Source organism: Blastomonas ursincola, assembly GCF_013607875.1.
Classification (GTDB): Bacteria; Pseudomonadota; Alphaproteobacteria; order Sphingomonadales; family Sphingomonadaceae; genus Blastomonas; species Blastomonas ursincola.
Map to the genome: position 1 here is coordinate 1,247,169 of NZ_VDES01000002.1, position 14,728 is coordinate 1,261,896.

Annotated in this window: 14 protein-coding genes; 7 read left to right on the top strand and 7 right to left on the bottom strand. The window is 63.5% G+C overall.

The genetic code is table 11. From position 1 onward, the window contains the following. The first annotated feature begins 6 nt into the window (after nucleotides 1-6). On the top strand, nucleotides 7-1,548 hold the full coding sequence (locus FG486_RS12075) for a DUF4384 domain-containing protein (RefSeq protein WP_181267659.1): 1,542 nt from the start codon (nucleotides 7-9) through the stop codon (nucleotides 1,546-1,548). A 3-nt stretch (nucleotides 1,549-1,551) separates the two neighbouring features. Here the strand turns inward: FG486_RS12075 and FG486_RS12080 are convergent, their stop codons facing one another. Continuing rightward, nucleotides 1,552-2,181, bottom strand: a complete 630-nt coding sequence (locus FG486_RS12080) for an OmpA family protein (RefSeq protein ID WP_277816981.1) — start codon at nucleotides 2,179-2,181, stop codon at nucleotides 1,552-1,554. Nucleotides 2,182-2,398: 217 nt separating this feature from the next. On the opposite strand from FG486_RS12080, the gene FG486_RS12085 reads away from it, so the two are divergent. Genes FG486_RS12085 through FG486_RS12105 form a run of 5 tightly spaced genes read left to right on the top strand, consistent with a single transcriptional unit; the run spans nucleotide 2,399 to nucleotide 8,695 of the window. Next, nucleotides 2,399-3,610, top strand: coding sequence for a caspase family protein (locus FG486_RS12085; RefSeq protein WP_206678389.1), 1,212 nt, complete (start codon nucleotides 2,399-2,401; stop codon nucleotides 3,608-3,610). A gap of 28 nt (nucleotides 3,611-3,638) precedes the next feature. Further along, on the top strand, nucleotides 3,639-4,745 hold the full coding sequence (locus FG486_RS12090; protein ID WP_181267662.1) for a hypothetical protein: 1,107 nt from the start codon (nucleotides 3,639-3,641) through the stop codon (nucleotides 4,743-4,745). Then, complete coding sequence (locus FG486_RS12095; RefSeq protein WP_181267663.1) at nucleotides 4,742-6,223, top strand: trypsin-like serine protease; 1,482 nt, start codon at nucleotides 4,742-4,744, stop codon at nucleotides 6,221-6,223. Before FG486_RS12090 ends, FG486_RS12095 begins: the two co-directional genes overlap by 4 nt. Beyond that, nucleotides 6,223-7,104 (top strand): OmpA family protein, encoded by an 882-nt coding sequence (locus tag FG486_RS12100; protein WP_241695799.1) that lies wholly within the window; start codon nucleotides 6,223-6,225, stop codon nucleotides 7,102-7,104. The genes FG486_RS12095 and FG486_RS12100 overlap by 1 nt, the downstream gene beginning before the upstream one ends. Before the next feature lie 7 nt (nucleotides 7,105-7,111). Further along, a complete protein-coding gene (locus FG486_RS12105; RefSeq protein WP_181267665.1) occupies nucleotides 7,112-8,695 on the top strand; it encodes a caspase family protein in 1,584 nt (527 codons plus the stop codon). Nucleotides 8,696-8,740: 45 nt separating this feature from the next. Here the strand turns inward: FG486_RS12105 and FG486_RS12110 are convergent, their stop codons facing one another. Genes FG486_RS12110 through FG486_RS12125 form a run of 4 tightly spaced genes read right to left on the bottom strand, consistent with a single transcriptional unit; the run spans nucleotide 8,741 to nucleotide 12,821 of the window. After that, entirely contained in the window at nucleotides 8,741-9,781 is a 1,041-nt protein-coding gene (locus FG486_RS12110) for an alcohol dehydrogenase family protein (protein WP_181267666.1), read from the bottom strand. Between the two features lie 21 nt (nucleotides 9,782-9,802). After that, complete coding sequence (locus tag FG486_RS12115; RefSeq protein WP_181267667.1) at nucleotides 9,803-11,029, bottom strand: acyl-CoA dehydrogenase family protein; 1,227 nt, start codon at nucleotides 11,027-11,029, stop codon at nucleotides 9,803-9,805. 14 nt (nucleotides 11,030-11,043) lie between these two features. Then, the gene (locus FG486_RS12120; protein WP_181267668.1) at nucleotides 11,044-11,781 is read right to left on the bottom strand and encodes an SDR family NAD(P)-dependent oxidoreductase; all 738 of its coding nucleotides are present in this window, start codon (nucleotides 11,779-11,781) and stop codon (nucleotides 11,044-11,046) included. Between the two features lie 11 nt (nucleotides 11,782-11,792). Further along, nucleotides 11,793-12,821 (bottom strand): phosphotransferase family protein, encoded by a 1,029-nt coding sequence (locus tag FG486_RS12125; RefSeq protein WP_181267669.1) that lies wholly within the window; start codon nucleotides 12,819-12,821, stop codon nucleotides 11,793-11,795. A 71-nt stretch (nucleotides 12,822-12,892) separates the two neighbouring features. On the opposite strand from FG486_RS12125, the gene FG486_RS12130 reads away from it, so the two are divergent. Next, nucleotides 12,893-13,528 carry a TetR/AcrR family transcriptional regulator gene (locus FG486_RS12130; protein WP_181267670.1) on the top strand — a complete coding sequence of 212 codons (636 nt, stop codon included), beginning with the start codon at nucleotides 12,893-12,895 and terminating at the stop codon, nucleotides 13,526-13,528. Here the strand turns inward: FG486_RS12130 and FG486_RS12135 are convergent. After that, nucleotides 13,515-14,234 (bottom strand): anti-sigma factor, encoded by a 720-nt coding sequence (locus FG486_RS12135; protein ID WP_181267671.1) that lies wholly within the window; start codon nucleotides 14,232-14,234, stop codon nucleotides 13,515-13,517. The genes FG486_RS12130 and FG486_RS12135 overlap by 14 nt on opposite strands. Further along, on the bottom strand, nucleotides 14,231-14,674 hold the full coding sequence (locus FG486_RS12140) for an RNA polymerase sigma factor (RefSeq protein WP_241695708.1): 444 nt from the start codon (nucleotides 14,672-14,674) through the stop codon (nucleotides 14,231-14,233). Before FG486_RS12140 ends, FG486_RS12135 begins: the two co-directional genes overlap by 4 nt. Between the last annotated feature and the right edge of the window lie 54 nt (nucleotides 14,675-14,728).

The window sequence follows — 14,728 nt, forward strand, 5'->3', positions numbered from 1 at the left end:
GTAGCCATGCAGCATTTCATCAAGATCGGTGCAAGATTACTCTTTTTGGCATTATCGGGCTCGCTGAGCGTGGTTCCGCTAAGCGCCCAGAATTCATCGGCAGCCATCAATGCCAGGCCGCAGGGCTTGCCGGAGCGCGCAACGACCAATTTCGATGCATCGCTGCGGTGCATGGATGACCTGCTTTCGCGTGCAGCAGTGCCGGGCAATCAGATCATCTATGCCTCGCCCCTTTCCGAAGTGGCGACGTCAGGAGCTATGACCCGCGATCTGGTCATTGCTTCGCTGGCGCGAATATCGGAGAAAAGCCGGATATTCAACATCCGCACCGATTTCGAAGCGCAGGACGAGCAGGGTATCGACCGCAACGCTCTGATCGTCTCAGGTTCGGTGACCGGATTTGAAGAGAACATCTCGGGCAAGGGGGCTGGCGCGGGCGTTTCGCTCGGTCCGGTCGGGCTGGGGTTTCGCGATCAGTCGGGCGAGGCCCTGTTGACGATCACCATCTACTTTCAGGACAAGACGGGCTATGTTGTTCCGCTGACAACCCAAAGTCTGTCGATGGCCCTGAAAAAGCGCAACAAGGGCGCCGATGTCGGCGGCAGCATCGGGGTCATCGGTGGATTTCTGGATGTCAGCTTCGACAGCAACGAGGGGGTCCAGCAGGCTGTACGCGCGCTGATCGATGTTGCGCTGATCCAGGCGGTCGGATCCTGGGCGCAGGTACCTTACCAGCGGTGCATGACGCTGTCACAAACCGATACTGGCGCAATTCGCGCCGCGAGCAAGGCCTTCAAAAAGCTCAAGCCAAAGAAGCAAATCAGTCTGATCGCTGCGGGGCTGGCTGAGCGCGGCCTGTATGCAGGGTTGCCGCCATCTGAGTTGACCCCCGAACTGCGGGCCGCCATCTCCAGTTTTCAGACGCAGCAGCAGTTGCCGGCGCTGGGCCTGCCGACATTCGAGGTCTATTTCGCGTTGTACGGAGCTCAATTCGGTGCGGTCGGCCAGCCCTTGCAGCCGGTGCTGAATTCCAGCAACGGCCTTGCGATCAAGGTCAGTGCCTATGGACCAGGGTTTATAAGCATACCCAGTAAAAAACTGGGTGATTCGGTGGCATTGTTGCAGAATAACAGCCGTGCGAGCTTCGCCGTCAGTGCAGCCCGCGATGCCCATCTCCTGTGCTATTATACCGACGCACAGAACCGCACCACCAAGGTTTTGCCTAACCTCCAAAGGCCGAGCGCCAAGCTTCGGCAAGGGGAAACTCTCGTCATTCCTGGCCCTCAGGATATTTTCGTGATCAAGCCGGAGGTGCTGGGGGCCTATGAGTATGTGTCGTGCTTTGCCTCTGCAACACCGTTTGAAGGCGTTTTGCCCGCGTCTCTGCTGACCGATTTCACATCAGCCAACCCGCAGATACCGGTGAAAGGGCCTGATGACCTGCTGGAGATGATGCGGCATTACGGCCCACCAGACCTGTCATACGATACCCTGACCTTCCGCTTGGGCTGTCTGGCGCCGGGCAAGGACAAGATCGGACCATGCTGACGGTCAGCGCAGCACTCTGACTTCCACCCTGCGATTCTTTTCGGATACTGACGGAATATCCGGTTTCAGCATCGTCTCGCCAGCACCCTGCGCGAACAGCCGGTCGCCGGGAACGCCGCTCTGCACCAGTTCCCTCACGACACTTGCGGCACGGCGTTCAGAGAGTTGCTGGTTATAGGCCGCATCCCCGATCGCGTTGGTGTGGCCGATAATCCCGATCAACCGCCCTGCAAATTCGGGGGAGGCGATGATATCCGCATAGCGCACCAGAGCCGGCAGATATTGCCGTGCGATCACGTCAGATCCGTGCTCGAACGGCACTTCCAGGTCGATCGCCGATGCGCTGGCTGTGGCGGCGGGAGGTTGGGCCGATGTCTGGCCCGGCTGCTGCGCAGGCCTTGGCGGTACCACCTGCTGCGCCGGCGCCGATGGATAGAGCGGCTGCTGGATATCCTGCGCGTTGTTCAGGAACAGGCTTCTGCCGTTGGCAGCAGGTTGCGCGCCTGCGTCCAGAGCCTTGATCTGTTCGCGGATTTTCGCGCGCAGGGTCTCAGGATCCATGTCCTGGGCAACCGCTGCCGTGCAGCAGGCAAGCCCAAAACCCAGCATTGCCAGAACCTTCATCCGGGCCATGGTTTCAATCCCCAACATGTCCTGACCAGCGGTCTGTGACGGACCATCAGGCCAAAATTACAGTCATTTTAAAGTATTTCGTATTTTTCTTTCATACAGTTCCTGACAAAGAGCGACAAGTCTGGAATCTCTGGTTAGCGCTTGATAAGTTATGTCGGAGGAACGGTGAATGATGATTCGGCGTGCTGCGACAACGAAGGTCCGAAATCTGATTGCCATGGGCTGGCGTTCGGTATTGGTGGGGTCGCTTATCGCTTCAGCATTTTGTCAGCCAGCACTGGCGCAGCAGCGCGTTGCCCTCATCATTGCCAACACCAATTATGCGAGTGCACCGCAACTGGCAAACCCGCAGGCTGATGGAACGCTAATTCATGATGCGCTCCGGCAGGCAGGATTCGACAAGATCAGTTTCCTGAAGGATCAGGATCGGATCGGGATGGAGCGGGCGTTGCGCGATTTTGCCGAATTGTCGGACTCAGCCGATGTGGCCCTTGTCTATTTTGCAGGGCACGGCATTGAATATAATGGCGAAAATTACCTGATTCCGGTCGATGCGCGGCTGGCAAACGACCGCGACCTTGAGCTCGAAGCGGTCAAGCTGTCCACAGTCGTCGACCTCAGCAGCGGCGCGCAACGCATGCGCATCATCGTGCTGGACGCGTGCCGGGTGCCACCAGCCGGGATGCGTCGCTCCGCCAGCTCGCGCAGCATTCCCCGCGGACTGGCCCCGATAGAGCCGGCGCGAGACAGCCTGGTGATCTACAGCGCCAAGGCTGGCACGACCGCAACCGACGGCAGCGGCAGGTACAGCCCCTTTGCCCAGTCGCTTGCCAAACGGCTGCCCGAGCCCGGCCGCGAGATCAACATGCTGCTGCGTCAGGTTCGCGATGATGTGCTCGATCTGACTGCTGGCGTCCAGGAACCGTTCACCTACGGATCGCTCTCAAGCCAGGAATTCTATTTCGTCGCGCCGCCGCCGCGGATTGCGCAGGGCTCGGTGGATATTGAGGCAGAGGCCTGGGCGCTGTGCCGGGATGCGCGTTCGGATGGTCCATGCTCGACCTATCTCGCAAGCTATCCGCAGGGTCGGTTTGCCGGTCTGGCAGCGGCGAAGCGCAGCGACCTGCAGGCAAAGGTCGGCGCAGCACCATCGCCGCTGGCCGCTGTCCAGAGCGAAGCGGTCACCGAGCTAGGGCTGACGGTGGCTTTGACGGACGATCGCAGGGGCATCCGCGTTCTCGGAGTCCAGCAGTCGGGACCGGCATTCGGTCAGTTGCTGGTCGGCGATGTCATCACCGCGATCAATTCCTCGGCGCTGGAGGCGAGCGCTTCGGCATCGTCGCAGCTTGCCTCGGCCTTTGCAGCGGGGCGCATCAAGCTTCTGGTGTCTCGGGGGCCGAGCAGCACGCTGGTGGTCCTGCGCCGCTGATGTCGTCAACACAGTCAACACGCAAGGGATGATCATGGTGGGGCAGGGGAAGTTTTCGTTGGTTTGCGGTCTGGCTTGTCTGATGCTTCTGGCGGGCGAGGCATCCGCACAGCAGGCCGTTCGCTATGAAGCCAGGTTCGAGGCAAAATACCCGCAGATTGCCGCCGAGCAGTCGATCGGCGTCATCAATTTCAACGGTCAGGATGGCGCGGAGTTCTCCTCCATCCTGATTTCCGAGCTGCAGTCCGCCGCTATCGACCAGAAGCAGGTGTTCTCTGTCCGCACGATGGACAGCATGAACTACACGGCAGACAACACCATCTCCAACGCGGAGGTTGCCAAGACCCTGCAATTGGGCCGCAAGCTCGGCGTCAATGTCATCTTTACCGGTACCGTCACCACTGCGGCAATCAGGACGAACAATTTCACGCGGTCGGAGAGCACCTGCGCGAAGAGCAGCGGTCTGTTCAAGTGCGACCAGACGGTCACGCAGAAGGTGCCATGCAGCACCACGATCGGTCAGTACACTGTCTCGCCGCGCGCGGTGAAGGTGTCTACAGGCGCGGTGATCTATGCCGAAGCGGTGGCCGTGCAGGACGAATACACGATCTGCAATGGCCAGGTCGAAGATCCCAATGTCAGTCTGGGGTCCGTGTTCAATTCGATTTTCGGCGGATCGAAAAAGGGGGAGGCCTCGCCGCCGCCTGTTTCAACGCCCGAGGGATTGCTGAGCAAGCTCCGGTCGGACGCGGCACAGATCATTCGCCGTCACGTCGCACCTTATAACCGCACGATAGAGGTGAAGCTCAAGCCCAAGGGCCGCAATCTGGACAAGGCGGGGCAACAGCAGTTCGAAAATGCCGTGGCCTTTGCCAAGGCGGGGCGGATCGATCGCGCCTGCAGTATCTTCGAAACGATGTACGCCGGGAACAACCAGGCGAATGTCGACCTGCTGTACAATATGGGGGTCTGCCAGGAGGCCCTGTTGCCCGACGAGCCCAGCGCGGCGTTCGAATATTACGCCCGCGCCGACCAGTTGCTGCAAAAGCCGGACACGCTGATTTCCGAGGCCTATACACGCACCAAGGCGATGATCGGACAAAGCCAGTCGCTGAACGAACGCAAGGTGCCATGATCCTGCATTGCACGCTTGCCGGATCGGGGCGCACCCGCACCCAACACGCCTGGAGCTGGGCGAGCGGCCGCAGATTTCTGGTCGCCTTGCTCACCATTGCGGCGTTCTGTTCGGGATGGGGATCGGGTCCTGCGCTGGCGCAGCTCGGGGCGCGCATCGTTGGCGGTGTGCCCGCACCCGAGGGTGAGCTGCAGTTCCAGGCCTGCCTTTCGATAGGGAGGCAGGATGGCATCTGCAGCTGCGGCGGTACCCTGGTCAGCGCTGACTGGGTGATCACCGCAGCGCATTGTGTCGTCAATCAGCGGACGGGCGCGGTGGCAGCTCCCGACGCGATCCGGATTCGTCTTGGCTCGGTCTATCGCGACCAGAAAGGAACGGTCGTCGGTGCGCGGCAAGTCATCGCGCATGAGCGGTACAACCGATCGACGCTGGAAAACGACATTGCGCTGGTCCGGCTGACATCCCCCGTTTCCCTGCCTGCCGTAACATTGGAACCCGGAACGGGGATTCCGCAGCGGGTCTTGCAGGTGACCGCATCCCCCTGGGCTACGGTGGCCGGGTGGGGCGACATGGTCGGCTCCCAATCCGTTGTGAAGGTCGCCCAGGCGCTGCAGAAGGCCGAAGTTCCGATCGTCGACAATGCGACGTGCAATGCATCGATGGCGTATCTGGCCGGGCCGATCGATGACCGGCGCATCTGTGCCGGCCTTTCCGAAGGTGGCGTGGATTCCTGCAACGGCGATTCCGGCGGACCGCTTCTGCTGAGGCTCGACGGCACCCGCTGGGTGCAGGTCGGGATCGTCAGCTATGGTCACGAAGAGTGCGGAAAGCCCGGGCATTACGGCGTGTACACGCGCGTGGCTGCATTCCAGCCGTGGATCGCGCGCGCGATGGGGCAGACGAACCAGGCCGATGCAGTCGCAGCAAGGCCACCGGCCCCGGCACCCGTCACGCCGGGCGCGCTCGGCGCTGCACCGACCATCGTGAAGGAAGCGGGCAAGAACAATCTCGCCATTCGTATCGCGATGTCGAAACGCGATTTGCGTCTGGGCGAAAGCTTCGACCTGACCATCTCGAGTCCGATCGGCGGGCAGCTTCTGCTGTTCGATATGACCGCCAATAACGACCTGATCCTCATATTTCCCAATCCCCGCTCGAAAGTCAGCAACAAGTCGGGGCTGATCCGCGCCAATGCCCCGCTGCGCATTCCGGACGCCACTTACGGGTTCGAGCTTGTCGCGAGCGAACCCAGGGGCCGCGGCAGGCTGCTGGCAGTCGTGGCCAGCGACCTCGAGGCCTTTGTCGATGCACAGGTGCGGGCGGACATGGCTCCGCAATCCGATCCCGCTGCAACCATGCGTTCGCTCGATGGCCTGCTCGCGCGGCTGGGAGCTCCAATCGGCGATGGCGGCGCGCGAGGCGCCCAGGGCCAGGGCGGCGAATGGGCGCTGGGATTTGCCGATTATGAGGTGAGGTGATGTTCCGTTCCTGTGCCTTGACCGCCATGCTGATGGCAACGCCCGTACAGGCTCAGGACTGCACGGCGATCGGCGATCAGGCACGCATCGCGGCGACGGCTCTCGATGAAGCGGCGCTGACTGCAACTTATGCGGCTGCCGACCGGTGCGATCCGGCGCTCAAGACATGGATCGGGCAGCGCCTGGCTGCGGCGATGTACAACCGGGCCATGAAAGGCTCCCCGGTCGACGAGGCGGCGCTGGAGCAGTCGCTCCGCTATGGGCGGCCCTGGCAGACGCTGGCCACGCTGGGCGATATTGCGGCAGGTCGGCGCGACTTTGCCAAAGCGGCTGCGCGCTATCAGGACGCGCTGATCGAAATCGCAGATGAGGTCGCAACGCCCAGAAGGCCTGGCGACGCCATTTTGGTGGCGCTGCGATCCAAGGCGGAGGAGGCGGCGCTCCTGTCTCCCACCTATGTCAAAAGCGCGCGGATGCGATCGGGCCAGCAGGTCGGACTGTCTGCCGACTCGCTGCGGGGCGTGACGTTCAGGCCTGCCGCGCTGCCGGTTCAGTTCGTCTTCGACAGCACCGAATTGACCACAAAGGGGCAGGACGCTCTCGTGGATCTGGTGTCATTGCTTGCGAACGACTCCGCTAAGGGGCGCGAGATCATCCTTGTCGGTCACACCGATGCCAAGGGTGACGCCGACTATAATCTTCGATTGTCGCAGAGCCGCGCCATGGTCGTGAAGGAATATCTGCTGAGGAACGGTTATCGCGGCACCATTCGTGCCGAGGGGCGTGGTGAAGAGCAGCCCTATGAGCCCGATGACAAGAGCGCCTATTCCGAAGCCGAGCGCGATCAGATGTCGCGTCGTGTCGAACTGATCCGCAGATAGCGTGCAGATGACCCGCCTTCTGCTGCTTGCGCTGACGCCGGTTCTCGCCGCGCTCGCCACCAGCCAGCCAGCGCGTGCCAAAACCGTTCACGCGCTTGTCATCGGTATAGACCAGTATGACACCCTCAGCGACTTGAATGGCGCCGTCAACGACGCTCGCATCATTGCCGAGGCTTTGAACAAGAGAAATGCTGACGAGGTCGTGCTGCTGCTCGATGGCGCGGCCACGCGCGAACGCATATTTGCGGAAGCGAGGCGCCTGGCTGAGGCCGCGGCAAGGCAATCGGGATGGCTGATCATGACCTATGCCGGGCATGGCGGCCAGGAGACCGAACGCATAGCCGGCGACGAGGAAGACGGCCTCGATGAGGTTTTCCTGCTTTCGGGCTTCAATACCAAAGGCAAGCAAAGCGGGCAGCGGATCGTCGATAACGAGATATTTGCGCTGCTGTCGGCGGTTCCCAAGGGCGTGAACGTCCTGTTCGTCGCGGATTCCTGCCATAGCGGCACCATGACCCGCGATGCTGATCCCCGGGCGGGTCTGCTATCGCGACGGTTTGCCAATTACGGCCCGATCGAAAATGATGCGCTGCCTCCACTGCCGGTCGCCACCAAAGGAATGGAGACGACCGAGCTGGAGCACGTGATCTTCGTTGCCGGAGCCAAGGACAGCGAGGCCGTGCAAGAGGTGTTCATCGACGGCGTTCCGCATGGCGCTGTCAGCTATTTCCTCTCTCGGTCAATCCTCGGCGACATCGATGGCAACGGAAGGGGCGCCTCGACAATGGCAGAGTTTCGGCAAATGCTGGTACTCGCCGCAGACATGGCCAACGAGCAGCGCCAGGGCGCGAGTGTCAATTTCCTTCCCGGCAGGGGAGGCGAGCCCTGGGTCTTTGCCACACGCCCGAAATCGACCGAAGCTGCGGCGCGCGTGGTGCCGGCAGAGCTGACATTGGCGATCATCGGCGATGGGGTTGCGCCCGCCGGGGTCAAGCTGGTGCAAGACCGCCAGCAAGCGATGCTGATCTGGGACGTCGCGCGCGGCCAGGTCGTCGCCAACGGTCTGGGAGACCAGGTCGCCGAGAAGGACGCCAGAACTGGCGATGCAGTTTTCATTGCCGGTGTCACGGACAAGTGGCGGGCGCTGCCGGGTTTCAGGGCGCTGGCGACCTCGCATCCGCTCGCGGTCACGATAGGGCAGGACGGTGCGCAGAAGCGCTATGCCAGCGGCCGCGTGCCAATCGGATTCGGTGGCAACAGGTCCGATACGCTCAAATATCTCACCGCATTCAATATCGCAGGCGACGGCACCATCCAGTCGCTGTTTCCCAGACGGTCCCGTCCGGCCGAGGGCGAGGCGTTGTCGCCGGACTTCGTCGTGCAGATGGAGGCTGGCGTTCAGCCGCCGTTCGGCGCAGACCATATCATCGCGATCGCCACCGCCGCGCGTCCCGATCAGCTGCGCCAGCGGCTGGCGACACTGGAGGGCAAGCGTGCGGCAGGTGAAGCCCTGGCGATGGTTCAGGCGAGCCTGTCGGGATCGGATTACGCGCTTGGAATTGCAGGTCTTTATACCGGCCCGCTGCCTTGAGGGGCGCGTCGATCTTCGTGCAGACGCCACCGTGTGCATCGCCGTCTAGTCGGGCGTCAGCACCATCTTCAGCGCGCCGGCGTCGCGCGCGTCGAACAGGGCATAGGCCTCGGACCCAGCGCTCAAGGGCAGGCGGTGGCTGATATATTTTTCCGGCCTGAGGCGCCCCGACTGGACCAGCGGGAACAGCGTCGGCAGTTCCTCGGGCACTGAGCAGGTGCCCGCACGGAAGGTCAGGCCCGCCGCGAAAAAGCGTTCGAGCGGAAAGGCATAGCGCCGCGACTGTTGCACGCCTATGACCGATACGGTGCCGCGCGCGCGGACGAGGCGCAGCGCCAGATCGACCGTCTCGTCGCGTCCGACGACCTCGATCGCGCAATCGAGCTTGCGGCCCTTTGTGGCCTCGCGGATGGTGTCGATCGCCATGTCGGGGGACAGCGCAATGGCCCCTGCCGCCTCGGCCAGAGCGCGGCGCTCGGCGATGGGATCGATGGCGTATACGACATGCGCGCCCATGACAAAGGCGCTTTCGACCGCCATCAGGCCGATCGGCCCCAGCCCGATCACCGCGACGCTGCTGCCCGGCACGATATCGGCATTGCGCGCGCCGAACCAGGCGGTCGCGAGCGCGTCGGTCATCAGCAGCGCCTGTTCCTCCGACACGCCCTCGGGGATCAGCACCGCGTTGACGTCGGCGGCGGGCACGCGCACAGCCTCGGCCTGCGAGCCCTGCAGCTTTGCCGACAGGCCATAGCACGAGCCCATGCCGTACTCGCATAGGTTGACAACCCCGGCGAGGCAATGGCGGCACGATCCGCAGCCGACGGCGGCAGGGATCATCACCTTGTCCCCCACCTTGAGCCGCGACACGCCGCGTCCGGTTTCGACGACCTCGCCCACCGCTTCATGCCCGACACAGAAGCCGATATCCTCGGAAAAACCGTGGCCGTGATAGATGTGGAGATCGCTGCCGCAGATCGCGCAGGCCGAGACCTTCACGATCGCATCGCGTTCCGATTGCGGCACCGGATCGTCCATGCTCTCGTAGCGGATGTCGTGCGCGCCGTAATAGCGTAGGGCCTTCATAAGCTTGCCTCCCCCTGGTGTTCAGCGCCGGTTCGCGGCGACATATTCGGCGATCTTCTGCTTGCCGAGCTGCGACATGTGCACCTCTTCGGGTCCGTCGGTAATCCGGACATAGCGGTTGAGCGTGAAGAAATACGCGATCGGCGTGTCCTCGCTGACGCCCATGCCGCCATGCGCCTGGATCGCGCGGTCGGCGACGGTCTGGGCCATGGTCGGCGCGACCACCTTGATCGCGGCGATCAGGTCCTTCGCCTGCTTGTTGCCATAGCGGTCCATGGCGTCGGCCGCCTTCAGCGTCAGCAGCCGCGCCATCTCGATCTCGCAGAAGCTCCTCGCCACGTCCTGCCGGATGCTGCTCTGATCAGCGAGTTTCCTTCCGAAGGCAACGCGGCTGTCGACGCGGCATGCCATGTGTTCGAGCGCGCGCTGCGCCTGGCCGATCGAGCGCATGCAATGATGGATGCGGCCGGGACCCAGGCGTCCCTGCGCGATCTCGAACCCGCGGCCTTCGCCCAGGATCAGATTCTCCTTCGGCACGCGGACATTGTCGAAGCGGAGCTCGGATTCGCCGCCCGGCGAATTGTACGAGCCGAAGACGGTCTGGTGGCGGACGACCGTCACGCCGGGCGTGTCGCGCGGGACGAGGATCTGCGAATGCTGCGCATGGCGCGGCGCGTCGAAATCGGTCTTGCCCATCACGATGAAGATCTCGCAGCGCGGGTGCATCGCGTTCGATATCCACCATTTGCGGCCATTGATGACATAGTCGTCGCCATCGGGGATGATCGACAGTTCGAGATTGGTGGCGTCGGACGAGGCGACCTGCGGCTCGGTCATGACATAGGCCGAGCGGATCTCGCCGTTGAGCAGCGGCTTCAGCCATTTCTCCTGCTGCCCGGGCGAGCCGAACTTGGCGAGCACCTCCATGTTGCCGGTATCGGGCGCGGAGCAGTTGAACACCTGGCTCGACCAGGGAACGCGGCCCATCAGCTCGGCGAGCGGCGCATATTCGAGATTGGTGAGGCCCGGGGAGAATTCGCCATATTCGTGCGGCAGGAACAGGTTCCACAGCCCCTGCGCGCGGGCCTTGTCCTTCAGCGCCTCCATCCCCGGCCATTCCTGCCAACGGTTGTTCTGGTCGTGGACGAAGTCGTAATAGGCCTGCTCGTTCGGATAGACATGCTCGTCCATGAAAGCCTCGATCTGCGCGATCAGCCCGGCGACCTTGTCGCTATATTCGAAGTTCATCTGTCTGCCTTTCGTTACAGGGAGAGCCCGCCATCGACGATGAGCGTGTGGCCGGTGACATAGGAAGCGAGCGGCGAGGCGAGGAAGATCGCGGCGCCCGCCATGTCCTTAGGCGTGCCCATTCGCCTTTGCGGGATCTGCGCGAGCGCGCCTTGCAGCCGCTCGGCATTCTGTGTGGTGACCTTGGTCAGCTTGGTATCGACCAGCCCGGGGGCGAGTCCGTTGACGCGGATGCCATCGGCGGCGAAGGCCTGGCCGAGTGTCTTGGTGAGGCTGATCGCCCCCGCCTTGGATGCGGCATAGGCGGGATTGCCGATATTGGCCTTCAGCCCCGAAATCGAGCTGACGATGACGATCGATCCGTTCGCCTGCGACAACTGTGCGCGGAACTTGCGCGATATGTGCATCAGGCTGTCGAGATTGACCGCCATCACCCGGTCCCAGCCTTCGCGCTCGAATTCGCCGCGGCGATAGACCACGGTGCCCTGGCACATGATCAGCACATCGAGGCTATCGAATGGCAGATCCGCCGCCTCGATCGCATCGGGATTACCGACATCGACACAGCTATAGCCAAGTCCGGCGAGATCGGATCCGTCCGCCGGATCATAGTCGCTCGCCGACGCGCGGGTACCCCAGACATGCACCTCGGCGCCGCGCGCGCGAAAGGCTTGCGCGATGCCGTTGCCGATGCCGCTCGAGCCGCCGACGACCAGCACCTTCCGGCCCGTGAAATCGGTATCGTCTATCATGGCTTTTCCCTTCATCTGATGCGGCGCAGCGCGCGTTCGAACAGGTCGAGCGTGTGCGCGTGCAGGCGATCGCCGGTTTCTTTCGGCGCCTTGCCTGCGCAGGCGCGCGCGTGCGTGCCCTCGAGGATGATCCCGAGCTTGAAGCAGGCGAGCACGACGTACCAGTCGAGTGCCGACAGATCGCGCCCGCTCGTCTCGGCATAATGCGCCACCAGTTCGTCTGGGCTCGCAAACCCCTCCCAGGGCGTGATGGCGACATCGGTGGCGCGCGGCGCATCGTCCTCGGGCCAGGTCGCGAGCAGCCAGCCCAGATCGAGCAGCGGATCGCCGATCGTGCTCAATTCCCAGTCGACCACTGCCGCCAGGTTACCGCTGTCGGGACGCAACATCACATTGGCCAGGTGAAAATCGCCATGGATGATGCCGGGGTGGAAATCCGCAGGTCGATGGGCATCGAGCCAACTCGCGACGCGATCGACGCCGGGGATCGCGCCGGGGCCGGGCCAGCCGGGAAGATCGGCATAGCCGGCAAGCTGCGCCCTCCAGCGCCCGACCTGTCGTTCGAGATAGTTGTCGGGCTTGCCGAAGCCGTCGAGCCCGACCGCGCGATAGTCGATCGCGCCGAGCGCGGCGATCGCCTCGACCATCGACAGCCCGATCCGGTGGCGCGCATCGGCGTCGTTCGCGTGCAATTCCGGCAGGCCCACGGTCGGATTGAACCCCTCGACTGGCTCCATCAGATAGAAGGCGACGCCCAGCACCTCCTCGTCGCTACAGGCCGCGATCAATCGCGGATGCGGCACCGCACTGCCATCAAGCGCCGCGAGCACGCGCGCCTCGCGCCGCATCGTGTCGTTCGAATTGGCGCGAGGCACCGGCGGAGGCCTTCGCAGTACATAGGCCGCGTCACCCCGGCGAAAACGCATCAGGATGTTCTGCGTCCCGCCCGACAGCAGCCGCGCTTCGGCGATCGGCCCGGTCCCGACGCCTTGGGCGTCCATCCAGCCTTCCAGCGCCGCGAGGTTTATGCCCTCGATCATCCGCTACCTCTCCGTTATCCATATGGATAAATGCATTTGACGCATCAAGCTGTCAATGGCAAATGCAGGGCATGGCCCGTGACCCGTCGACCGCGCAATCTCCGGCGCCGCAGCATCTGAAGGCGGTGGCGCTCAAGCTTTTTGCCGAACGCGGGATCGATGGCGTCACCGTGCGGCAGATTGCCGAGGCGGCAGGGCAGAAGAACCATGCCGCGATCACCTATCATTTCGGGTCGAAAGAGGCGCTGATCCGGCAGCTTGTCGTCGATGGCGCGCAGGCGATCGATGCGCGCCGCAATGCCGCGCTGGATCGTGCCAAGGCCGCGGGCGGCCCGCACAGCGTGCTCGAGGTGATGGAGATTCTGGTCGAGACGTCGATCGACCCCGACCCTCCGTCCTGGGGAGAATGCTACAACCGCTTCGTGGTTGGGCTCCAGCTCTCGAACCGCGCATTGTTCATGGACGCGCTCGAGGGGCGCTGGAACTCGGGCTATCAGCGCTGTCTGGAAGAGGTTCGGCGGCTGATGGCGCATTGCCCAAGCGACCTGCTCAACCAGCGCCTCGTCTTCATGGGCGGGGCGATCGGCGGAATATTGGCGGGGCGCGAAACCGAGCTGTCAGATCGCTCGCGCGAACACCCGATGTGGTCGCATCCCGAGACACTGCCCCGCGTCGCGCGGGCGCTGGCATCGATCATCGAAGGTTGAGCCAGCCAGCGGCGCGCGCACTTCGCTCCGCCTGCGCATCCATCGCTCCGTCTTTCGCCATCTCCTGCGCGACGGCAAGAATGTCCGCGTCGCTGCCCGCCTGCCGGTATTCGCGGTCCGCTTCCGGCGACCCGGCGAAACGCCTGGTCACTTTCCAGCCCATTCCGTCACGACAGGCGATGCCGCCATCGGCGGTGCTGCGCCATGCGCGACAGACCGAACCATCTCTGGCCTGGAAACTGAGCAGAATGCGCGGATCGGCGTTGGTCGGCTGCTCCGCCACGAGCCGGGACTCGAGCACGGTCGCGAGCGCGCTATCCGCATAACCTGATGGCTGTGCACTCTGCCATGGCTGCCAGATCGCGAGCACCAGCGATGCCGCCAGGGCGGGGCCTGCCACCGGCAACCAGCGCCGCACCATCGGGGCAAGACTGCGTCTGGCGCGCGCCTGCGCCATGCTCACGACCTCGCCCGAGCCTGTCTCGGCATGCGCGGATTGCGCGATCAGGGTCAGCAGCCGATCGGGGACCGGTTCTGCGGCGATGGGCGCATAGCGGGCCGCCAGCAGGCCCTTGAGCCTGCGATGCCGCTCGAGCTGCGCTGCCAGTTCGGGATCGGCCGCGATCGCGGCTTCCACCCGACGCCTCTCGTCTGCGCCTAGCTCGCCATCGGCAAAGGCGGCGATCATTTCGGGCGTCACGGTCATGCCGCATCCTCCAGCAGGTCCATCAGCGCGTCGCGACCGCGCACCAGGCGCGAGTTGAGCGTGCCGACAGGACAGCCGACAATCTTGGCCGCCTCCTTGTAGGAACAGCCTTCGACCATCACCAGCAGGACCGCTTCACGTTGTTCGTCGGGAAGGCGCAGCATGGCCCGGTCGATCATCGCGAGTTCGACCGTCGCCTCCTGGCCGCCTTCGGCACCGATCGCGAGCCCTGCCTCGTCGGGCACGAAGGTTTCGCGGCGGCGCCGGGTGGCGCGGATTTCGTCGATGAACAGGTTGCGCATGATCTTGTATATCCAGCTATCGAGGCGCGTTCCCGGCTGCCACTGGTCGCGACGCGCCAGCGCCCGTTCGATCGCCATCTGGCACAGATCGTCGGCATCCGCCGATGCCCCGGTAAGGCCATAGGCGAACCGCCGCATTCGCGGCAGCAGGTCGACGAGCAGGGTCTCGAACGTTTGTGTCAGGGTCCAGGC

Bases quoted from the DNA above. Each gene is read 5' to 3' on its own strand.
- FG486_RS12075 (WP_181267659.1), top strand. From the start codon at position 7: ATGCAGCATTTCATCAAGATCGGTGCAAGATTACTCTTTTTGGCATTA.
- FG486_RS12080 (WP_277816981.1), bottom strand. From the start codon at position 2,181: ATGGCCCGGATGAAGGTTCTGGCAATGCTGGGTTTTGGGCTTGCCTGC.
- FG486_RS12085 (WP_206678389.1), top strand. From the start codon at position 2,399: ATGGGCTGGCGTTCGGTATTGGTGGGGTCGCTTATCGCTTCAGCATTT.
- FG486_RS12090 (WP_181267662.1), top strand. From the start codon at position 3,639: ATGATCATGGTGGGGCAGGGGAAGTTTTCGTTGGTTTGCGGTCTGGCT.
- FG486_RS12095 (WP_181267663.1), top strand. From the start codon at position 4,742: ATGATCCTGCATTGCACGCTTGCCGGATCGGGGCGCACCCGCACCCAA.
- FG486_RS12100 (WP_241695799.1), top strand. From the start codon at position 6,223: ATGTTCCGTTCCTGTGCCTTGACCGCCATGCTGATGGCAACGCCCGTA.
- FG486_RS12105 (WP_181267665.1), top strand. From the start codon at position 7,112: ATGACCCGCCTTCTGCTGCTTGCGCTGACGCCGGTTCTCGCCGCGCTC.
- FG486_RS12110 (WP_181267666.1), bottom strand. From the start codon at position 9,781: ATGAAGGCCCTACGCTATTACGGCGCGCACGACATCCGCTACGAGAGC.
- FG486_RS12115 (WP_181267667.1), bottom strand. From the start codon at position 11,029: ATGAACTTCGAATATAGCGACAAGGTCGCCGGGCTGATCGCGCAGATC.
- FG486_RS12120 (WP_181267668.1), bottom strand. From the start codon at position 11,781: ATGATAGACGATACCGATTTCACGGGCCGGAAGGTGCTGGTCGTCGGC.
- FG486_RS12125 (WP_181267669.1), bottom strand. From the start codon at position 12,821: ATGATCGAGGGCATAAACCTCGCGGCGCTGGAAGGCTGGATGGACGCC.
- FG486_RS12130 (WP_181267670.1), top strand. From the start codon at position 12,893: ATGGCCCGTGACCCGTCGACCGCGCAATCTCCGGCGCCGCAGCATCTG.
- FG486_RS12135 (WP_181267671.1), bottom strand. From the start codon at position 14,234: ATGACCGTGACGCCCGAAATGATCGCCGCCTTTGCCGATGGCGAGCTA.
- FG486_RS12140 (WP_241695708.1), bottom strand. From the start codon at position 14,674: ATGCGGCGGTTCGCCTATGGCCTTACCGGGGCATCGGCGGATGCCGAC.